Here is a 20,036-nt window from a genome sequence, read left to right on the forward strand (position 1 = left end):
TTAGAGAAAGTATTAGCGCTTTTGGTTGCTAAGCTTACTCAGCACGTGGCTTGTCGCGCTTCATAATGGCCGAGAACTGATCTCCACTGGTATTGGCCGACACTAATACCCAACCTGATTGGTTTAGGTGATTAAGTGCAGCCATCGGTGAATTAAACGCTATTACTTTGCCATTTCTGTCTCGTAATAGATCTTTGTTTTTTATACCAATTTCTAAGGCTTGGCCAAAGTCTACCTCAACCTTCCATTTAGTTAAGCTCAGTAGTTTTCCTTTGGCTACCACCATGGCGTACTCTTCACCGGTTTGTGGGTCAACTTCATTGGCTTGCACGCTCAACGACAACATTAGCATGATCACCATCGCTGCCAGTAACGCTCTAATTATTGTCGTTTTTTGTCGAATGCTTTTGTTTAGATTTTGCGAATTCATCGTGTTCTCCTAGGGCTATTTACGTAGTAGTTCTATGATGTCGTAAGCAGCTTGGTAGAGCTTGTTAAAGTGCTCGTAAGGCGCTGGCAATTCACTGGCGATGCGGCTATTAATTGCGATAATGGTGCCAGACTCAGGGTCTGCCCAAATAAGTTGCCCGCCCCAACCACTATGACCTAAGCCATATTTGTTCATAATTGCCGATTTGTAGTAACGAGACTCGATAGCGGTAAGCTCTGCTGGCACAACCTCACCGTCTTTTTTAGCTTGTTGAATATCTTGCTTTGCAGCATTGCTGTCTTCGATTAGCAAGCGACCATACCGGGCAAAGTCCAAGCTGGCCGACATTAATGAGGCGCCAATCATCGGCACACCTTCAAAGTCGGTGCCCATGTAAACGGTTCGTTCTCCACCAATATCGTGCATTAGTTCACGCACCAACTGGTCTGCTGGGGTGTTAGTGGCGGCTTCCAGAATTAGCATCAGTACGTTGGTATTAATGGTGGCGTAATTGGCAATTTTTCCTTGCCACTTATTGCTGGCACCCATGGTGTCAATCTGATTAGCAAAGTCGCGTAGAGTTTTGCGTTGGTCGTTGCGTTGGAGGCCGATTACGCGCTCATCTTCATCAAACATTTTTAAAGCTTCAGGGTCACCGGTGTAAGCAGCCAGTTCAGAGATCTCATGATTTACAGCCATATTTGCAACATCTGCTACACTGCGGCCTCTAAAGCCTGCACCAATCTCTGGTAGGTATTTTTCTACCTTGTCATCCAAGCTAATTTGTTGCGCTTTAAGGGCGCGATTTAGCAATATGTAACCCATCGACTTAGTCGAAGATTGGTCCGAGTAAATGCTGTTGCGATCACTATCGCGGTAGTGCTCTAGCATTACGTCGCCGTGCTGGCTCATAACCACTACGCTAGCGACTGCAGGGTGGTTAAGGATTCTGGCTACAGAGTCAATTTCATGGATATCATAATGGCGTTTTTGGTGGTTGATGCGAAAGCTGTTTTGCGCGTTCACAGCCATAACGTTTGGGGTAATTGACGGCAAGTTGATTAAGCCTTCGGCGCGTTGCTGTTGCCAGGTATCAATAGTTAACGGCGTTAAGTTAGAAGGCGCAGCACTTACGCCGGTGCTGAAAATGGCTGCAGCGGCTAAGCTCGCGAGTAAGGTCGTTTTAAGTGTTTTGCTATTTGTCATGGTTATTCATCTTATGGTTTGGCGAATCCTGCCTAGGGTTAACAACTTGGTCCTCAAGCTGCAAAGTTGTGTTGTTGTTTCAATGTCTTCATATTACGCAATGCCAATTTCATAATATGAACTCTGAACTTGGTCTATTTCGTAATATGAACAAAGCCAATTACCTTTAATTCATCGCGGTATTGGCAAGCTAGTGTTTAGAATTTACGGCCAAGACTAAGGCTAAAGGGCACATCAAAACCGGGATTAGGAGGAAGCAAATCGGCGTTTGAAAGATGACGCCAAGAAAAGCTAAGCTCCCACTGTCTGTACTCACCAAAATAAGCGCCAAAGCTAATGAAGTCGTTAAACAGAAAGCGCGAGCCTTGCTCTTGATAGCCCAGTTTGTTGGATGACATGATCGATGGCCCAGCAGTAAAGCCGAAATATGGGTCGAAGCTGTCGCGAGCTTTTAAGTTGTAACGAATAGTGGGAAGTAGTGAGTAAACATCTACTTCACTGTTTTGTTCAACATCGCTCACTAAGTGGCTATAGCCCACCCCCAGCAGTAATTGCCAGCGCTCATTCTCGCCAAAGCGGCAATCCCAAAAGGTGTAGCTAAGATCAAATACCGCATTATTTTGTCGTTCAACATTTGCGCCTACTTGCGGGCCGTAACCCACGCCAATGTTTAACTGTTTGGCGGGCAACTCAACACTTAGTAGCGTTAAACACAGCCAGGCTAAACTACGCGTGAGGTGTTGGCTTTTAGCCTTGGAAGGGGGAAAGAATGCGATTCGTTTCATATATGCTGCCTCTTGGTAATTGCTTTAAAAGCGTTCTGAGGGCAACTTTAAATAAACTTGTTTCCATAATATGAACAAAAAGCTAAGCTTTATTTCATATTATGTAAATAGAGCAAGCAAAAATGGCTGAATTAGAAACCCAAGGCTTTGAGTTTTTTGGTGAAGACGAGCAGCGTTTTCGAATGATGCTAATAGAGCGGGTAGAGGCCTACATGGTGCACAATCAAATCACTAAAAGCGCCTTGGCCGATAAAGCGGGCATAGGTAAAACTGCCTTTTACAGCAAAATGGATAGAGCTCAAAGTAGCCAATTCACCGTGTCTGATCTATTTAGAATGGGCAAAGTGCTAGATGTGAGTATTTTGCAGTTTTTTCCGGTAGACGAGATAGACAGGCAGCAAGGCGGACAAATAGCGGTGCCTGCTAGCGTGCTAAAACTGATGGATGAAATGATGAGCATGCCTTCGCAAGACATAGAACTTTTGCACTCCTTAATGCAAACATTAAGGCAACACAAGCGGTTGAGTTGAACCTACAGCTACCCCACTATTTTCAATATTCGGGTTCGCGTTGGCTAAGCTGAAAAGATTCTAGCTGAAACCTAGGCTAACAATGCTCCATAAATTGGCAGACTGTATGGTAGGGGGTATTGCTGCTTACCTATCGTTGCGCTGAAACTCCTTTATAGGGCCAGCAAACCCAGCTCTTTTTATCGCTGTTTGCATCCCATAATTGTCTTCACTGGTGTCTATAATAATCCTTCTAGATTGGCTGTTAGCGTTGATGTGGTGCGTTGCAAAAACCAATGCCTGAGTTGCAAGCCCTTGCCCGCGCATATTTGGGTGAGTAAATACCGGCCCAATAACCGCATCGGTAAGGTCTACCGGGTAGTGTTTACATCGACCATAAGTAATTACTCCATGGCTATGAAGCGTTTTAGACGTACCAGAACAATACATCGAACTTCTTTTAAAAGAGATCTTTAATAGAAGTTTAAACAGTTCCTTGCCTGCGCCAAAATGACTACACAACATGCTGGAATTTTTAATAAATGACCCAAAACTATCAATCATCACCATGTTGCTTTTGAATGAGGTATTTATTTCTTCAGGTGTGACGTTATTGGTATCGAGTGAATATACAAATTGTTTCATTCATTTAGTATCCAGTGAACATGATAAGGCTTGAACATTAATTTCTTTTTAAACCGAGCCAATGTTTCTGATGAATTTACATACGAACCGTATACAAAATATTTAACCCCTGAATAGCCTTCGATGCTTCTTTTTGCAATCTCGGTAATCAGTAAAGGTACGATGCCATCATTTTGGTAATCTCTGTGTCCAAAATAATGCGACAGCTCTAATAGCTCTCCGGCAACAATGCAGCCTGCATAAGCGACTAACTTTCTGTTGCTATCAAAAACACCGAAATAGGGATAGTTATGTGAGCCATTGCTTGGCTTGGGATCGGCGTTAGGCTTTGGTTTTTCATTAACATAGTTGGCGTCCATTACTCCTTGACGAATGCTGGTTGAACAGCGAATTTCATAGATGTCATCAAGGTGATCATTGTAGTTAATGGATTCGAATGAGTAGCCCTTGCGCAGTGCTTTTCTTACGTTTCTACGCGCTGAGCTTTCAAGAGAGTTAAAGTATGAGTCGTAATCAGCATCTAATTTACACACTGCTACTCCTCTGGTCATTCGGCCAAATATAGGCATTCTAGGATGCCGCCTTGTTACTTCTTTAAAAAATGAGAGTGTGAATCTGGCATAAAATGGTCCTTCATTCTTTGCCTGATTATATTTTAAGGAGATGTCTAGCTTGGGGGATGTAAATATTAATCCGGTTTTGCTTTTTAGCGCATTCAACGAAATCACTTTAATTCCCTTTAATAATTTCCTTATTTTAAATCTAGTTAATAAATCCGATTTTTATTATTGATCTAAATCATAAAAAGGTGATGTTTATAAAAGGCCTTATAAGCAGGCTGTGCCATCTGAATACCTATAGTTACACAACGCGTTAAATGTGCCCGTTTTCGTTAATGTGTTTTTATCAGTGGCAATATGCTGGTGCGTAAGCGTTTTTCGAGAGGGAGGCTTTGTATAGTGTGGCCAATATGCCTTTTTAGGCGCTGGCCAGCGTTGTGCTTATAGATAAGCACTGTGGATCGCAGCGTTGACGGTCAGCTTGGGACAATCCTTTGGTCAGTTGTAACATAAACGTCTGCAACAGCATGTTACATAAAACTCTGGTGTTTACACCTTGCTATGCTTGTTATTGCTGTATGAGTGATTCACTTAAACGAGTGATTTATTTTTATAGATTTTTTTAATGTGGATTAGTTTAACTAATGATTGCTTGTTTTTCCTTTGCCTTGTGATTAGTGGCTAAAGTCGAATTTCTTGGTCTAAGCTAGCGTAAATGCGCGTTGTGTTGTGCGTTTATTGGTGTTTTTTACTGATTTTTGGCTTTGCTAAGCGATTCTTGTCATTACGCTGTTGAGCAAATGTAAGTGAATTGTGTAGCTCATGGATTAGTTCAACTTGTGATTAAGGCTTTCTTGTTGCCGGTATCTGGCTATAATTGTTCAGCATTGGCAGAAGGTGATTGTCCTTCGCGCCCTCATAATAAAGGGAACAGCACATGACACAGCAAACCGTACTTCATCAAGCGCACTTAGATGCAGGTGCCAAACTGGTTGATTTTCACGGCTGGGAGATGCCGATTAACTACGGCTCGCAAATTGAAGAACACCACGCTGTTCGCCAAGCTGCTGGCATGTTTGATGTGTCCCACATGACCATTGTTGATGTGCAGGGCGAGCAAGCCCAAGCCTTCCTTCGTAAATTACTCGCCAACGACGTCGCCAAACTTACCGTAAAAGGTAAAGCCCTTTATGGCGGCATGCTAAATCACGAAGGCGGAGTGATTGACGACCTCATTACTTACTTTTTCAGCGAAACAGACTACCGCTTGGTGGTTAACTCAGCCACTCGCGAAAAAGACCTAGCCTGGATTTATCAAGTGGCTGCCGACTACACAGTAAGCATTACCGAGCGCCCAGAGTTGGCAATGATTGCTGTGCAAGGCCCGCAAGCTAAAGCGCTAACCGCCAAGGTTATTAACGCCGAGCAAAACACAGCGATTGAAGGCATGAAGCCTTTCTTTGGTGTTCAAGCTGGCGAGCTATTTATAGCTACCACCGGTTATACCGGCGAGCAAGGCTACGAAATTGTAGTTCCTCAAGATAAAGCAGTAGCGCTCTGGAAAGCACTAGAAGCTGAAGGTGTGCAGCCTTGCGGTTTAGGCGCACGCGATACTTTGCGTTTAGAAGCGGGGATGAACCTTTATGGTCAAGATATGGATGAAAGCATTTCACCATTGGCGGCCAACATGGCGTGGACCATTGCATGGGCACCCGAAGACCGCGACTTTATCGGCCGCAAAGCACTAGAGGCACAAAAAGCCGAAGGCACCGATAAGCTGGTGGGTTTAGTGATGGAAACCAAAGGCGTAATGCGCGCCGGCCAAGCGGTTACTGTAGTGAATGAATACGGTGAAGCCCTGCCAGGTATAGTGACCAGTGGCACTTTTTCACCGACTTTAGGTCAAAGTATTGCGCTGGCTCGTATCGCCAATTGCGATGTAGATGAAGCCTTAGTGGAAATGCGCAAAAAACAGGTTAAAGTGAAAGTAGTAAAACCTGTATTTGTGCGTAATGGCGCCAAAGTGTAAGCCAAAAGAACAGAATTTTATTTGTAGATTTAACTTTAAATTAAAACCTTAAGTAAGAACTTATAGAGGAAAGGAATTATGGCTAATATCCCTGCCGAACTGCGTTATGCCAGTACTCACGAATGGGTACGTTCAGAAGGCGATGGCGTTTACACCGTTGGCATTAGCGAGCACGCTCAAGAGCTGCTTGGCGACATGGTATTTATTGACCTGCCAGACGTAGGCGACGACATTGACGCTGGCGACGATTGCGCAGTAGCAGAATCGGTTAAAGCAGCCTCAGACATCTACGCGCCAGTAAGCGGCGAAGTGGTAGAAATTAACGAAGACTTAGAAGATTCACCAGAGCTGGTAAACAGCGACGCTTATGGCGATGGTTGGATGTTTAAAGTAAAAGTGAGCGACGAAGCCGAGCTAGAGAATTTGCTCTCGGCCGAAGATTACGCCGCCACCATCGAAGAAGATGAATAAGCTTTGATGAATAATGCGCTCCGCTGGTCGGGGCGCTTTTTTTATCTGTAAAACCTTAAAACACAGCAATAAAAATAGCTAACAAACAACGCAACGCACTTTGTTTCAGTAATACAGGAATCGTTCAATGAACCCCTCTTTGCCTTTAAGCGAATTAGAGCAAAACCAAGACTTTATTCGCCGCCACATTGGCCCCGATCAAGCCGAAGTTAACACCATGCTCCAGCAGCTTGGCTTAAACTCTGTAGAGCAACTTATAGAGCAAACAGTGCCAGAGCAAATTCGCTTAAGCGAAGGCCTGAATATTGGCGACAGCCTTACCGAGCAACAAGCCCTAGCCGCGCTGCGCAAATTAGCGAAACAAAACAAGGTATACCGCAGTTATATAGGCATGGGTTACCACAATACTCATGTGCCTCATGTAATTTTGCGTAACGTATTTGAAAATCCAGGTTGGTACACCGCTTACACGCCTTACCAGCCTGAGATTGCCCAAGGCCGCTTAGAAGCACTGCTTAACTTCCAACAGTTAACCTTAGATCTAACCGGCTTAGAGCTTGCCAGCGCTTCGCTATTAGATGAAGCCACCGCAGCGGCCGAAGCGATGGCCTTGGCTAAACGTGTCTCTAAAAACAAAAAATGTAACCTCTACTTTATTGCCGACGATGTTCACCCACAAACTATTGACGTAGTGAAAGAGCGTGCCGACTTTTTTGGTTTCGACATTGAAGTAGGCCCAGCCGAAAGTGTGGTTGAACACAATGTATTTGGTGCCTTGTTGCAATACCCCGGCACCACAGGCCGAGTACGCGATTTAAGCGAGCTTATCGAGCAAGTACATAGCAACAAAGGCATTGTGGCAGTAGCCGCCGATATTATGGCCTTGGTAATGCTTAAATCACCGGGCGCAATGGGTGCCGACGTAGTGCTAGGTTGTGCCCAACGCTTTGGTGTACCAATGGGTTACGGTGGCCCACATGCGGCATTTTTTGCCACGCGTGATGCTTACAAACGCTCGCTACCGGGTCGCATTATTGGTGTATCTAAAGATCGCCGTGGCAAGCCTGCCTTGCGTATGGCACTGCAAACCCGCGAGCAACACATTCGCCGCGAAAAAGCCAACTCAAACATTTGTACCGCACAAGTATTGCTGGCCAACATGGCCTCATTCTTTGCGGTATTCCACGGCCCAGATGGCCTGCGCACTATTGCCCAACGCATTCACCGTTTAACCGCCATTCTTGCCCATGGCTTAGATGCCAAAGGCCTAAGCCCAGAGCACGCGCAATACTTTGATACCCTAAGCATTAAAGTAAGTGACAAAGACGCAGTTAAAGCGCGCAGCGAAGCACTAGGCATTAACCTGCGTATGGATTTAGAAGGCGCAGTGGCACTTAGCTTGGATGAAACCACTACGGCTGCTGACGTAAATGATTTATTCACCGTGCTGCTTGGCGAAGGCCACGGTTTAGACGCGGCGCGTTTAGATGACATAGTGAAAGGCGAAACCTGCATTCCAGAAACGCTACTACGCGATACGCCGATTCTAGAGCACGAAGTGTTTAACCGTTACCGCAGCGAAACCGACGTACTGCGTTATATTCGCAAGCTAGAAGGCAAAGACTTAGCACTTAATCATTCAATGATCTCGCTAGGTTCGTGCACCATGAAGCTAAACGCCACTGCCGAGATGATCCCGGTAACTTGGCCAGAGTTTTCAAGCATGCACCCGTTCTGCCCAAGTGACCAAGCGCAGGGCTACCACGCCATGATTAGCCAGCTAGAAGATTGGTTAGTTAACATCACCGGTTACGATTCAATTTGTATGCAGCCTAACTCGGGCGCGCAAGGTGAATATGCGGGCTTGCTGGCGATTCAAAAATACCACGCTAGCCGTGGCGACCATCACCGCAACATTTGTTTAATCCCTAGCTCGGCGCATGGTACTAACCCTGCTTCGGCGCAAATGGCTAACTTAAAAGTGGTGGTTGTTGCTTGTGATAAAGAGGGCAACGTAGACATGAACGACATGCGCAGCAAAGCGGAAGAGCTAGCCGAGCAGTTATCGTGTGTGATGATTACCTACCCAAGTACTCACGGCGTATACGAAGAAACCATTAAAGAGATTTGTGACATTGTTCATGATAACGGCGGCCAAGTGTACATGGACGGCGCCAACATGAACGCCCAAGTAGGCATTACCTCACCGGGCTTTATTGGCTCAGACGTAAGCCACTTAAACCTACACAAAACCTTTGCTATTCCACACGGTGGCGGTGGCCCAGGTATGGGACCAATCGGTGTTAAAGCCCATTTGGCACCTTTTGTAGCTGGCCACAGCGTCGTAAGCAATGGCAAAGCCAGCCATGCTAACGCCGCGGTATCGGCTGCGCCTTATGGCAGCGCGTCTATTTTGCCTATTAGTTGGATGTACGTAGCCATGTTGGGTAACCAAGGGCTGCGCCAATCATCAGAAATTGCCATTCTAAACGCTAACTATTTAGCCAGCCGTTTAAGCCAAGGCTTCCCTATTTTATATAGCGGACAAAACGGCCGCGTTGCGCACGAATGTATTATTGATATGCGCCCACTTAAAGAGGCGACCGGCATTACCGAAATGGACGTAGCCAAGCGCCTAAACGATTACGGCTTCCACGCGCCAACCATGAGTTTCCCAGTAGCGGGCACCTTAATGGTAGAGCCGACCGAGTCAGAATCGCTGGCCGAAATCGACCGTTTTATTGATGCCATGTTATCGATACGCGCCGAGATAGCCAAAGTGGAAACCGGCGAGTGGACGCTGCAAGACAACCCGCTCGTGTTTGCCCCGCATACCCTAGATGACCTAACCGACGCGCAATGGACACACAACTACAGCCGCGAACTAGCCGTGTTCCCATGTGAAGCGGTTAAGCAAAACAAATTCTGGCCTACAGTAAACCGCATTGATGATGTTTATGGTGATAGAAATTTATTCTGTGCGTGCCTTCCAATGGAAGCCTATCAAGAGTAAAAATCAAAGATTTTCAGTGTGTTATGATAGAAAACGAAGTATTGATGCTTCGTTTTTTTTGTGGTTGTTTATGTACTTTATAGATTTCCTTTGTACTAGTTAATTATATGAAACTTGATTTAATCACCCTCTGCATAATAATTAAATTTACTTATTGATAACAATGTAGAAAAAATGATTAATACTTTGCCGAATGAAATATTGGAGTTAATTAGTGATATCTACGATTGCGCGATGTCAGGGGAGTGGAATGAATTGCTTGAGAAGGTTCGTGAGGCAACTAATTCAAATAAAGCTTTCTTTATTCTGTGGAATGCGCCCAAGAAACAAATGGTCAAATATGAAATGGTCACCAATTTTTCTTATGACCCTAGCCTTATCGAGTCTTACCTAAATCGCTTTGGTGAAGATCCTTGGCATCACTATTCTCAATCAATATTGGAAGGTGAAGTGACAGCTTACTCTGAGATAATCCCAATCAATGAGATTGAACATTTGAGTATTTATAAAGATATCTTTGTGCCAATGAAATCTTATCATTGCTTGGGAGCTATAGTAGTTAGGGATGGTACTCACGACGGATATATTGCCTTGAATAAAGGGGATGATGAAGAGCCATATAACGATGGTGACTTGAAATTACTAAAGTTAATAACTCCTCATCTTAGAAAAGCAGCGAGAATCTATACTGAGTTAAAGCATTCTGAGAACAATTTTAACGTACTTAATGCTATTGCCGATAATACTACAAGTGGTATGTTAATTTGTGATGAAACTAGACATATTGTCAGCCTAAATAAAGTGGCGCGTGAAATAATAACTCGTAACAGAAAAATAGAAAGCAATATTGATGAATTTAATATTAGCGTTCCTTATTTAAACTCAAAAATGGGGAGTGTGATTGAGAGTAGTTGTTTTCCTTATGATGCCGAGGTTGATGCTCAACCAGTGATTTTATTGGACGAGTCTGGAGATGATATGCTAAATATATCAGTGACCCCTTTGCGAAGAGAATATTTCGGTGCAGCTATAGGAAGAGGGTGTTGCTTAATCACATTAACTCCTGGATATGCCCTTAATTGGTATGCAATTGAAAAAGAGTTTCATTTGACTAAGAGAGAATTAGAGCTTATTAAATTGATTCATAAAAGAAATGGTGTTGATGTTTTAGCCGAAGTTATGGATATAAAGTTGAATACTGTTAGAACTCATATTCAGAATATATATCGAAAGCTTGGTGTTAAGAATCAAATGGACTTGATGGTCAAGCTTGGTTCGTTTAGAGGATGTATTTAATAGTGAGCGCTTGTAGTACTGACTAGTTAATTTTAACTAGTCATTAATTTTTACATTTAAGGTTTCTTTAAATCCCCCCTTTTTGTCCTTTTTATATAAATATTAGTAGTTTGCTTAATTGGCCTGCATGTTGCTTTAGCTACAAGAGGAATGGGGCTACCTAAGAAACTCTTAGATTGGTTTACGCCCTAGTAGTTAATTTTGTTTTAATCGATAAGCTATTCAAGAAAAGTAGTGTGTACATTAAATGGCTTAGATATATAGCAAAGGGACTAAGGGATGATAATGAAGATTGTTATATTTATAAGCATTTTTCTAGTGTTGGTAGGATGCTCCTCAACCAATCGAGATTCATTCAAATATATTAATTCGCAACATAGAATTGGTGAAGGGTTAGAAAATGAACCCAGTTTAAATTATCCATCTTACGAAGTTGTTGCAAAAAGAATTGAAGAAAAACAACCCCCTACAGGAGATGAACTTAAGAAATTTGTACAGGAGGCGGTTAGTCTTACTTACTCCCACTGTATGGACACCATTAATGAAGTAGTTGATGAGTCACATCGGTCAAAATGGCAAAAAGAGCAATTTCTTATTGGTACTACTCTTGTTACTGGACTAATGGCTATTAATGGCGCCTCTAATGAGAGCTTTCAGCGTCTCGCCTTAGCCACTGCTTTTTTGGTTGCTACCAGTGAATTGTACCGCAATTATTACCTCTTGGGGCCCGACGCATACGCTATAAAAGGAATGATTCAGAATGCACTAAATAAGCAAATAGAGTTAATTAATAATGCTGAAGTTAGTTCTTTTCCAATCGCAACTAAACGAATTTATGATTTTGCGAATATGTGTACTTCAAACTCTATTAATGCTTATGTGTCCCAATCATTACTCAAAGCAGAGTTTGAACTCCCTAAAGATGTAACCAATATGGAGCTTGCTGATCTTTATGATGAAGTTGATAAAATTTTGAATGAATCGGTAGGTTACAAGGAACTTGTCTCTATAAGTAAAGCTATAAATTTATCAAGTGCTAGTCTTAAAGCACACGTGGTTTTGAAAGAAGTGTTTGGTAAAGATTTGATTAAATTGGTTGACGAACGTCGGTCTGAGTTGCGAAGAGTTTTTAATGAGGTGTCCCCGGTTCTTATGAATAAACTAGAAGGCTCGTGGGAGGAGTTTTCAAAAGAAATTAGTGAAAAGTTGAAAGAATTAGAAGAATCTAAACCTCAAGAAGCGCAAAGAACATTAATTATTAAAGGTGATAGTAGAGCAATAACAGAAGATGACATGAAAAATATCGATATAAATGATTTTAATGTTTCCACTCGAGCTCAATATAACGCAAATGGCGTAGTTACTGTTAAATAGAGGCCTGTATGAATGAGTATATAATTAAAAAAGGTGACACTATGGAGTCAATTTCAAACTCAATACCTATATCTCCGGTAGAGTTAAAGGCTATTAATACTCACATTGATTTTAACAATACTCTTATTGCTGATGTAGGTGTCAATTTACCAGAGCCACTTAAGAATAAACTAGATAATGATTCTCAAGCGCCTTATTGGTATCGCATTGCCTATGATGAAATGATTAATGGGGTGGCAGAGATACCTGGAGCGCAACATCATGAGCGTATTTTGGAATACCATAGTTCAACCACCTTAAAAGCAACTACCGACGAAGTTCCTTGGTGCTCAAGCTTTGTTAATTGGTGTTTACTTGCTTCTGGGTTAGGGGGTACAAATAGCGCAGCAGCTCGCTCATGGTTGAATTGGGGAATTGAACTTTCTCAGCCCGCCCTTGGTTGCGTAACAGTGTTGAGCAGAGGGACTAATCCAAGTCATGGGCATGTAGGCTTCTATTCTGGTTACGAAAATGGCCAAATTGCCTTGCTGGGTGGCAATCAAAGGGATTCTGTGAATATATCTCTATATAGTGCTGATAGAGTACTCGGTTTCCTATGGCCCTGAATGTTAATAGTTGAGCTTTGCTTTAATGGAAGGATTGAGGTTCTAGCTACATCGGGAGACTTGAAGATGGACTTTAGGATTTTTTATGTATTTCTTGTTTTTTGGATATCTTTTTCAGCGTATGCGGTTGGAACCTTAAAAGGTACAAGCACATTTGATTCGCTTAGTTTTGATGCTAAAGAAGTTCAGCGTTTTAGAGCCTATGGTGTTAACTCTGCGGTGTGGAATTTCAGGGAAGGAGATGATGATGCTCTACAAGCCGATTACTCATTTTTGTACACGATATACGACTGCAGAGTTAGGCATTCTAGTTCCAAAGAAGACAATACAGAACTCAAAAGTACTGAAGGAAGCTGGAGTGACTGTGGAGAAAATGCCCTAGTTAAGCCATTAGTCTTTGTTTCTTATACTGGTCAATTTGATTTCTACTTGAGTACAAGGTCTTCTAGCCCAGTAATAAATAGGCTGAGTAATCCAGCTATTCATTTTTTTAACATTGTTGATAAAGATAAATATGTAAATTATTTTGATATTTCTTTTGAGCACCGTTCTAATGGGCAAACTCGAGAAATTGACGAATTTGACTCATCCGGTTTGAAAACTGAAACGGCATATCTCTCTGGTGATTACCGTTATTTTGACGAAATCAGTCGTGGGTCAAACTATTTCAAATTGGCTGTTGGAAATGATAAGTCAATTGAGAGCATATCTTTAAATTGGCGCCTATCAATTAAAGCGTATGTTACCGACGACACAGAGGTGAATTGGGGAGAATGGGCTAATTCATCAACCTCAATAAAAGATTATGATATTGTTAGGGCTAGTATTTCAGTTTCACCATTTATATTTTCAGGGCTCACTTTCACCTCAAGTTATGTATTTGGCAAAGAGTTGTTAAAAAACGATTCCTTCGACTGGAGTATCATTTATCCCCTAGAAGGTTGGGGTGTTAGTATTCCACTTATGATTAAAGGGCATCACGGCCCAATGGCCACTCTTTCTAATTATACAAAATCGGTAAGTTCGCTTGGGGTTGGTTTTGCTTTTTATTGGTAGCAAAAGATATTTGGGCTAAGCTATAGAATAGTTTTCGGTTGCCGTTAACTATTCTATTTCTTAACTAAAAATCACTTATCACATTAAACGCTCTAAATTCGTCGTAGGCGTATTGGTCGGTCATGCCACTGATGTAGTCGATAATCAGCCGAGTGCGGTAGTAAAACTCGCGGCATTGTTCGTTGCCAAACTGCTCACTTACTGGCTTTTCTGTCATGGCTTTTTGATAGGCCGCTAAGTGCTTAGCCGGCAGCTTTTTGAATAGGCGCTGTATGTAAGCTGAGCTTTTTTCTTCTACTTTGCTGTTGTCGACTAAGTACTCAAACTGGCCTTGGCTTAGTGTTAACAGCGGTTGGTAACAAGCCATTAAGCCTGAGATAATTTGGTAGCCTTGCAGCTCGCGGGCTTCTACCTCTGGGTGACAAAAGCAACGTTCTAGCGCGACGCTTTTAAAGGTTTCTACAATGTGGTGGTTTACGCTGCCATCTTCGATAAGCGCGCGGTTTAAGCTGCCTTGGTAAATTGCTTCTAAGTTTTCCACAAACTGGTTTTTGGCATGTTCGGGCAAGCGTTGGTTTACCTCTACCCGTAAAAACACAAAAAACATGCTGTTGCTTTCGTGCCCGCGCGTTGAGGCTTTATCTAGCATCTTGCTCATGGTTGCCTGCTCTGCTTCTGGCAGCGATGCGGCTAAACTTGCGAATTTTTCTGTTAAGGCGATTTTTAGTTCATCGACACTCAGCACGCCTTTTTCTATGGCATCTTCTAAATCGGCAATGCCGTAAGACACATCATCGGCGGCTTCCATAATGTAAGAAAAGGGCGAGCGGCAGTATTGGTCTATGTCTAAGCTATTGCGAATGTCTTGAATGTAGTTTTTCTCGCTAAGGTAATAACCCACCTTCTTTTTTAGGTAATTAAACGGAGCGCTTTTTTCTGGCTTAACTTCTGTTCCGCAACGAGTGTATTTGAGTATGCCAGAGGCTTGCGAGTAGGTGAGGTTGAGCTTTAATAAGGAGTGAATAAGCCGAATGCCTTGGGCGTTGCCCTCGAAGCTGACTAAGTCTCGGTGGATGGCTTCTGGCAGAGTTTGTTTCGGTTTTTCGTTCTGGTCTTCATCTAGCACTGTTGCTTGAGAGCTTTGGTAAAGATGATTGAGGTTTCTGCTTAACCAATCGATTAAGGCTTCTTCACCAAAGTGACCAAAGGGCGGGTTGCCTATGTCGTGCATTAAACAGGACATTTCAACAATGCTTTCTAATTGCCGCTCTAGTCCCTTAAGTTGGTAGCGATCTTGTTCGTCAACTAAGGCTTCGCAAATAAGCTGAGAAATATAGCGACCCACTTGCTGCACTTCTAAAGAATGGGTGAGGCGGCTGCGAACTGCAGCGTTGCGCTCTAAGGGGAATACTTGGGTCTTTTGCTGCAATCGCCGAACCGCAGCGCTGTTAATGATTCGGCCTCGATCGCTTTCAAATTTCTTTAAGTCGGCATTAAGATCTGGCTTAGCAGGGTAGGGCCGAGTACCGAGAATTTTGTTAGCGAAATTTACCGTCATACTCTAAGCCGCTCTCTATCAATTAGAGTATTTATACTGCTGTATTATCTATAGAAAATCAATTGGTGGGTTTTATGAAAATTAATAAAAGCCCCCGGTTTATTTGCTGTTTTTGTACTACACATCTTCAGCCTCGAGAAAGATAGATAATCTCACCTTAGTGATTGATGTCTAGTGACTAATTTGTAATTATCAGTTTAATAACTTTATTGTTAATTATTTTGGTTTAGTCAATATTTTTGATACCAGTTTGCAGAGGAAGCGATGTTAAACGGAATTGCATTTGATAGTTTTAAGCAGCGACAGCTAGAAAATAGGCTGAGTGTTACTTTAGATCAGGAAAAATTGTTTAAGGAAATAGATAAAATACAAGGTCTTACTGGCGCTGCTGTTGTATATGTCGACAGCGAACTAAATGTTGTTGAACTGCGAAAATTTAGGCCTGTGTGCCAAATCAACCCTATAAAAATTGTACTTAGAGAACCACTTAAAGCTATGGGGAAATCTGAATTTGCAAACCACTTAAAAACCGGACAATCCAACGCTAGAGAATCGAGGTTGGTTGGCGAAATCGCTGGTGCAGCTCTAAGCTGTGGGGCTGCTGTTCTTGGTTGGGTTGTCGTAATTGGAAGCGGTTCTGCTATCCCGTTAACTGGAGGTGTTAGCAGTGTCGTTACTTATACGGCGGTTGCTGCAGCTTCGGCAAGTTCAGTTCAATGTGGGAATAGCTTGTACAGAACTTTTAATGAGGTTCAGCAACCTGAAGTTAATGACCAGCTCGATTCTCAGAAATGGTACAGTGTTACGTCGAGTGCTTTAGATATAATTTCCCTCGCTGGAGCAGCTACAGCCGCAGTAGCTAGTATAAAAGCGTTTAAGTTGATGCAGGCAACTTCAGGGAAGCCAACTCTTGAACTATTGAATGGGTTAACTAGAGCTGAGAGAGCTCGCTTAACCAAAGAGATAATTCGACTGAATCACCCCGGTGTATCGAATGCCGTACTAAAAACAATGGTTCGCAATGGGGTTTATCCTAAGCGCTATGCTGGGATTCAAATAACTAATGCACTGAAGTTACAATTGAAAGATGCTGTTGGGGCTACCATGAGTTTTTCTGGTAGCGCACTTTCTGGAACAGTTAAGGGTTTAGCAATTGGAATACATCAAGAATTGGCGGTAATAGAGTGACAAAAAAAAATATGGATAGAGAAGAGGTTATTAGCTGGTTTCCTCCTTTAGCTTCGACGCTTTGTTTCTTACTTGTCACTTTGCTTACGATGATCTTTTTTGGTTCAAGCATGGGAAATTGGGGGATGTTAAACATTGCTCCTGAGCTTGTTTGGGGAGTCGGAGCGATACTTATGGTCATATTTTGTGTGATTAACTTTCGAATTACCCGAGGCTCTTTTAGGTGTAAAAGGTTATTACAACTGTATGTTTTAACTGTGATTATAGTCTCACTGCCCTTGTGGTTAACTTACGACCCCTTTGCGGACAAGGTACGATCTTTATTGCAGGTATTTACTTTAGTCTGTGGGCTACTTGTTCTAAAACTCACATCTTCTAAAACATACTTGGCATTTATTCAGTTTCAGTACGATGCTCAGCAAAGCTTGAAAGCAGCAAAGCTGGAAGTTGAGCAAGAGATGCAGAAAATACTGAAGAGTAAGCAACAAGGTAAGTAATTGCTTTAGCTTAGTGAAAAATGGCTCATAGTTTATGAGTCTTTTTTCTAGGTATACCTTAAGAGTACGCCAGCACCTATTGAAGTGTCAGATATCGTAAAACTCTACCAATACATAACTTGCCACCATCAAAGCGCAACTCAACATAAATAAAGTGAAGGCAAAAACGAAAAGCCTGCGAACGTGTGTAGGCACCTTGTTTCTTTTCTCAAGCATTCCGTAGCGTTTGGCGTGAAACGAGCTCAAGAAAACAGTAGCGTATTGCAGAATTCCTTGCCCAGAAAAGAAAAAACTTAAAGAGTAAAACCTTACCCCGTCATCAAGTTCATCTTCTAAATATAATAGCCATTTTGATTTTAAGTAAACGACTAGGCCTACCCAAGCAAACATACTTAAGCAGCCAGCTGACAACAAAATAATGAAGATTTTGGATATACAGTTAATGTTTTCCATTTTTGATTTGAGATTAACTAGTTAGTTGTTTCACTTGATAATTCAAAGGTATATTACATTAGTGAGTTTAAAGTTAATAGGTTGTTGGGCTTTCTAACTCCACTAGAGAGGGGAATATGCAAGAAATACATGATTACCTGGTACGAGAAGAAGAGAGCGGCTTGATACTTAGTTTGGGAGGTTCTAAACAGCAATTGTCTTTACCGGGTGTGCTGGTAGAGAAGGGGTTTAAGCTTGCCAATGGTGAGAGTCTTTGGCTAAGTAGCAATGACTCTCCCTACGAAGAAACTTTGTTCGTAAGCCTTGTTAACTCTAAAAACTTAGTGGTAGATAAGCTTGAGCTTTTTAAGCCTTATACGCCGGGAATTTTAAACGAGGTCGTTGTGGGTGATAGCAGTATTCAATTTGAGTTTTGGGCTGAGGAAACTCATCAGGTAGCAGTAGGGAAAGATAAAAAGTTACGTTTCCCTCGTCTATTTTCTGAGGCTGGTTGTTATTACTTAAGTAAATTCATGCCAAGTCGTTTATCCATTTCAAAGCTAGAAAAATAAGAATGTACCCACGTAACAACTAGTACTAGGCAGCGGTACTCTTTCTCCACTAGTATGATTCGAACTCTCTAAAAGCGACAAGATATGAAGACCACTTCATATCTTGTCTATTCATTCTTCTAATCTAACTTGATGCGTAACACATGGTAGGGCTTGCTTGAGCCTTCTTCCCCTTGGTTAAACGCTGGGTGAAGGTGTAGCGAGTTTTGGGTCACGTACAAATAGCCATTTTGGATTGAGAAACCATCGGCCCAAGACAATAGTTTGTCGTCTTGTGCAAAGATTTTGTAACCATTTGGGTTGGCAATGCCAATGGCATTTTTCTCAATGTCGCCCACATAAATATTACCGTTGTCAGAGATAATCATGCCATCGCTTGGGCGCTTTTCACTAAAGAACTCGATACTTTGGCCAAGCTTGTCAGCACTTAGCTTTTCATTCGCTAAGGCTTGTGCAGGAATGCGGTAAATAGCACTACCGTTTACCGAGCCAAAATATAGCCACTGGTTGTTGGCATCAATAGTGATTGGGTTTAAGCCTAGGTACAGCGCACCTACATTACCGTTTTCACGTTTGGTGGCCATTGGCGCGTTATCTATTCGCACTTCATGTTCTGGAGACAATAAGGCTTTATGTGATTGCAGTACTCGGCGAGATTCACTTGTCACCAAATCAACCACCACAAAGGCTGGCGCCGCTTCACCGTATAGGTTTCCTAAGCTGGTATCAGCAATGTACATTTGCTGGCGCTGGGTATCTAAGGCGAAGTCTTGCAGGAAAGAGTTGCCTACCATTACGTCTTTGCTTATCTCGATACGTTTGAACAGGGTGTTGTTTACGCTGTCCCAGGCAACAATTTGGGCGGGTGCGTCGGCGCTGCCCATATCCAAAATCCACACTACGCCATCTTTAGTGCTGTCGATGCCAATCACCGACGAAAAGCCTACTTCGCCCTTCTCGGGGCCGTTTGCCCAATCTTGAGTGGGGTAGGGCTGGGTTGAGCCGTCTTGCATTAGCTCAACCACTCTAAATTCTGGCGCATCTAGGGGCTGCATAGATAAAAAGGTGCGGCCTTGCGGGGTAACGGTAATGTTACCTGGGCGAGTGCCTTCTAGCTGCGCAACCACTTCTATGTCGGCTGCTTGTGCGGGGTTAATGAGCAATGCGGTGCTTAGTGCCAATAATGTGCTTAGCTTTTTCATGTGAAGCCTCTTTCCTTTTAAGCCCCACTAATACAGGGCTTGGTGTGTCGTGTGTAAGGTTTGGTGTGCCTAGTTAGGCGATTTTTGTCATTTCGTTTAGGGTGAAGCTAGCTACTGCTCCGTCGGTGGCAGCCATGTAATCGGCTAAATGTTGGTTGCCCATGTGTGCTTGCCAAAGTTCACGCGAGGTCCAGTTTTCGTAAAAAGTGAAGTGCGCTGGGTTTTCGTTGTCTTGGTGAAGGTCGTAGTTAATGCAGCCTTCTTCGGCGCGGGTAATCTCAATCAATTTTAATAGCTCGGCTTTTACCAATTCAATTTTGTCTGCATTAGCAACAATGTTTGCAACGATAGTTAATGTAGTCATAGGGTATTCCTCAGTTGTTTAATTTTGCGCTGCGGTTGCAGTGCCTTGTTGGTATGGATGTATAGTAGTGGTGAAATTAACAATGAAAAACAGGCTTTAATTTGAATTATTATCAAATATTAATTGATAATAATTGAGGGTTATTCTGCTAAGCAGGCTTATTGCCTTAGCTCTTGTTGCTGTATTTACTTGATTAGCTGCTAATATCGATACAATAAATAGTTGATTATCAAATTTTGGTAGA

At 42.6% G+C, this 20,036-nt stretch carries 19 protein-coding genes; 11 read left to right on the plus strand and 8 right to left on the minus strand.

The annotated features are described in order from the left end of the window. Window positions 1-34: 34 nt before the first annotated feature. The 3 genes from Q4592_RS02235 to Q4592_RS02245 form a co-directional block, all read right to left on the minus strand. Window positions 35-430: a hypothetical protein gene (locus Q4592_RS02235; protein WP_303509226.1), complete on the minus strand. Its 396-nt coding sequence runs from the start codon at window positions 428-430 to the stop codon at window positions 35-37. A 15-nt stretch (window positions 431-445) separates the two neighbouring features. Further along, window positions 446-1,636, minus strand: a complete 1,191-nt coding sequence (locus Q4592_RS02240; protein ID WP_303509228.1) for a serine hydrolase domain-containing protein — start codon at window positions 1,634-1,636, stop codon at window positions 446-448. Window positions 1,637-1,833: 197 nt separating this feature from the next. Further along, a complete protein-coding gene (locus Q4592_RS02245) occupies window positions 1,834-2,421 on the minus strand; it encodes an acyloxyacyl hydrolase (protein WP_303509230.1) in 588 nt (195 codons plus the stop codon). A gap of 122 nt (window positions 2,422-2,543) precedes the next feature. Here Q4592_RS02245 and Q4592_RS02250 point away from each other — a divergent pair, with 122 nt between their 5' ends. Beyond that, a complete protein-coding gene (locus Q4592_RS02250) occupies window positions 2,544-2,951 on the plus strand; it encodes an XRE family transcriptional regulator (RefSeq protein ID WP_303509232.1) in 408 nt (135 codons plus the stop codon). 126 nt (window positions 2,952-3,077) lie between these two features. Here the strand turns inward: Q4592_RS02250 and Q4592_RS02255 are convergent, their stop codons facing one another. Both Q4592_RS02255 and Q4592_RS02260 read right to left on the minus strand, forming a co-directional pair. Next, window positions 3,078-3,575, minus strand: a complete 498-nt coding sequence (locus Q4592_RS02255) for a GNAT family N-acetyltransferase (protein ID WP_303509234.1) — start codon at window positions 3,573-3,575, stop codon at window positions 3,078-3,080. Continuing rightward, window positions 3,572-4,303, minus strand: a complete 732-nt coding sequence (locus Q4592_RS02260; RefSeq protein ID WP_303509236.1) for a hypothetical protein — start codon at window positions 4,301-4,303, stop codon at window positions 3,572-3,574. Before Q4592_RS02260 ends, Q4592_RS02255 begins: the two co-directional genes overlap by 4 nt. Window positions 4,304-5,072: 769 nt before the next feature. On the opposite strand from Q4592_RS02260, the gene gcvT reads away from it, so the two are divergent. The 7 genes from gcvT to Q4592_RS02295 all read left to right on the plus strand — a co-directional run bounded on the left by gcvT (window position 5,073) and on the right by Q4592_RS02295 (window position 13,979). Next, on the plus strand, window positions 5,073-6,164 hold the full coding sequence (gcvT, locus tag Q4592_RS02265) for a glycine cleavage system aminomethyltransferase GcvT (protein WP_303509239.1): 1,092 nt from the start codon (window positions 5,073-5,075) through the stop codon (window positions 6,162-6,164). A 78-nt stretch (window positions 6,165-6,242) separates the two neighbouring features. Continuing rightward, window positions 6,243-6,635 (plus strand): glycine cleavage system protein GcvH, encoded by a 393-nt coding sequence (gene gcvH, locus Q4592_RS02270; RefSeq protein ID WP_303509244.1) that lies wholly within the window; start codon window positions 6,243-6,245, stop codon window positions 6,633-6,635. A 127-nt stretch (window positions 6,636-6,762) separates the two neighbouring features. Next, a complete protein-coding gene (gene gcvP / locus Q4592_RS02275) occupies window positions 6,763-9,648 on the plus strand; it encodes an aminomethyl-transferring glycine dehydrogenase (RefSeq protein ID WP_303509245.1) in 2,886 nt (961 codons plus the stop codon). A gap of 174 nt (window positions 9,649-9,822) precedes the next feature. Further along, window positions 9,823-10,944, plus strand: coding sequence for a helix-turn-helix transcriptional regulator (locus Q4592_RS02280; protein ID WP_303509247.1), 1,122 nt, complete (start codon window positions 9,823-9,825; stop codon window positions 10,942-10,944). Window positions 10,945-11,229: 285 nt separating this feature from the next. Further along, window positions 11,230-12,318 (plus strand): hypothetical protein, encoded by a 1,089-nt coding sequence (locus Q4592_RS02285; protein ID WP_303509250.1) that lies wholly within the window; start codon window positions 11,230-11,232, stop codon window positions 12,316-12,318. A gap of 8 nt (window positions 12,319-12,326) precedes the next feature. Then, on the plus strand, window positions 12,327-12,923 hold the full coding sequence (locus Q4592_RS02290) for a TIGR02594 family protein (protein WP_303509252.1): 597 nt from the start codon (window positions 12,327-12,329) through the stop codon (window positions 12,921-12,923). Between the two features lie 66 nt (window positions 12,924-12,989). After that, a complete protein-coding gene (locus tag Q4592_RS02295; protein ID WP_303509254.1) occupies window positions 12,990-13,979 on the plus strand; it encodes a hypothetical protein in 990 nt (329 codons plus the stop codon). Between the two features lie 64 nt (window positions 13,980-14,043). Here Q4592_RS02295 and dgt read toward each other — a convergent pair whose 3' ends face one another. Continuing rightward, entirely contained in the window at window positions 14,044-15,537 is a 1,494-nt protein-coding gene (dgt, locus tag Q4592_RS02300) for a dGTPase (protein WP_303509257.1), read from the minus strand. 264 nt (window positions 15,538-15,801) lie between these two features. Here dgt and Q4592_RS02305 point away from each other — a divergent pair, with 264 nt between their 5' ends. The 3 genes from Q4592_RS02305 (at window position 15,802) to Q4592_RS02315 (ending at window position 18,226) form a co-directional block, all read left to right on the plus strand. Further along, on the plus strand, window positions 15,802-16,725 hold the full coding sequence (locus Q4592_RS02305; protein WP_303509260.1) for a hypothetical protein: 924 nt from the start codon (window positions 15,802-15,804) through the stop codon (window positions 16,723-16,725). After that, on the plus strand, window positions 16,722-17,222 hold the full coding sequence (locus Q4592_RS02310; RefSeq protein WP_303509263.1) for a hypothetical protein: 501 nt from the start codon (window positions 16,722-16,724) through the stop codon (window positions 17,220-17,222). The genes Q4592_RS02305 and Q4592_RS02310 overlap by 4 nt, the downstream gene beginning before the upstream one ends. 569 nt (window positions 17,223-17,791) lie before the next feature. Continuing rightward, window positions 17,792-18,226: a hypothetical protein gene (locus tag Q4592_RS02315; protein WP_303509265.1), complete on the plus strand. Its 435-nt coding sequence runs from the start codon at window positions 17,792-17,794 to the stop codon at window positions 18,224-18,226. A 119-nt stretch (window positions 18,227-18,345) separates the two neighbouring features. Here Q4592_RS02315 and Q4592_RS02320 read toward each other — a convergent pair whose 3' ends face one another. Together Q4592_RS02320 and Q4592_RS02325 are read right to left on the minus strand one after the other, a co-directional pair. Then, window positions 18,346-19,428 carry an L-dopachrome tautomerase-related protein gene (locus Q4592_RS02320; protein ID WP_303509267.1) on the minus strand — a complete coding sequence of 361 codons (1,083 nt, stop codon included), beginning with the start codon at window positions 19,426-19,428 and terminating at the stop codon, window positions 18,346-18,348. Between the two features lie 73 nt (window positions 19,429-19,501). Further along, window positions 19,502-19,792, minus strand: coding sequence for a putative quinol monooxygenase (locus tag Q4592_RS02325; protein WP_137672259.1), 291 nt, complete (start codon window positions 19,790-19,792; stop codon window positions 19,502-19,504). Window positions 19,793-20,036: the final 244 nt, after the last annotated feature.

Origin of the sequence: Agarivorans sp. 1_MG-2023 (assembly GCF_030548385.1) — a bacterium.
Taxonomy (GTDB): domain Bacteria; phylum Pseudomonadota; class Gammaproteobacteria; order Enterobacterales; family Celerinatantimonadaceae; genus Agarivorans.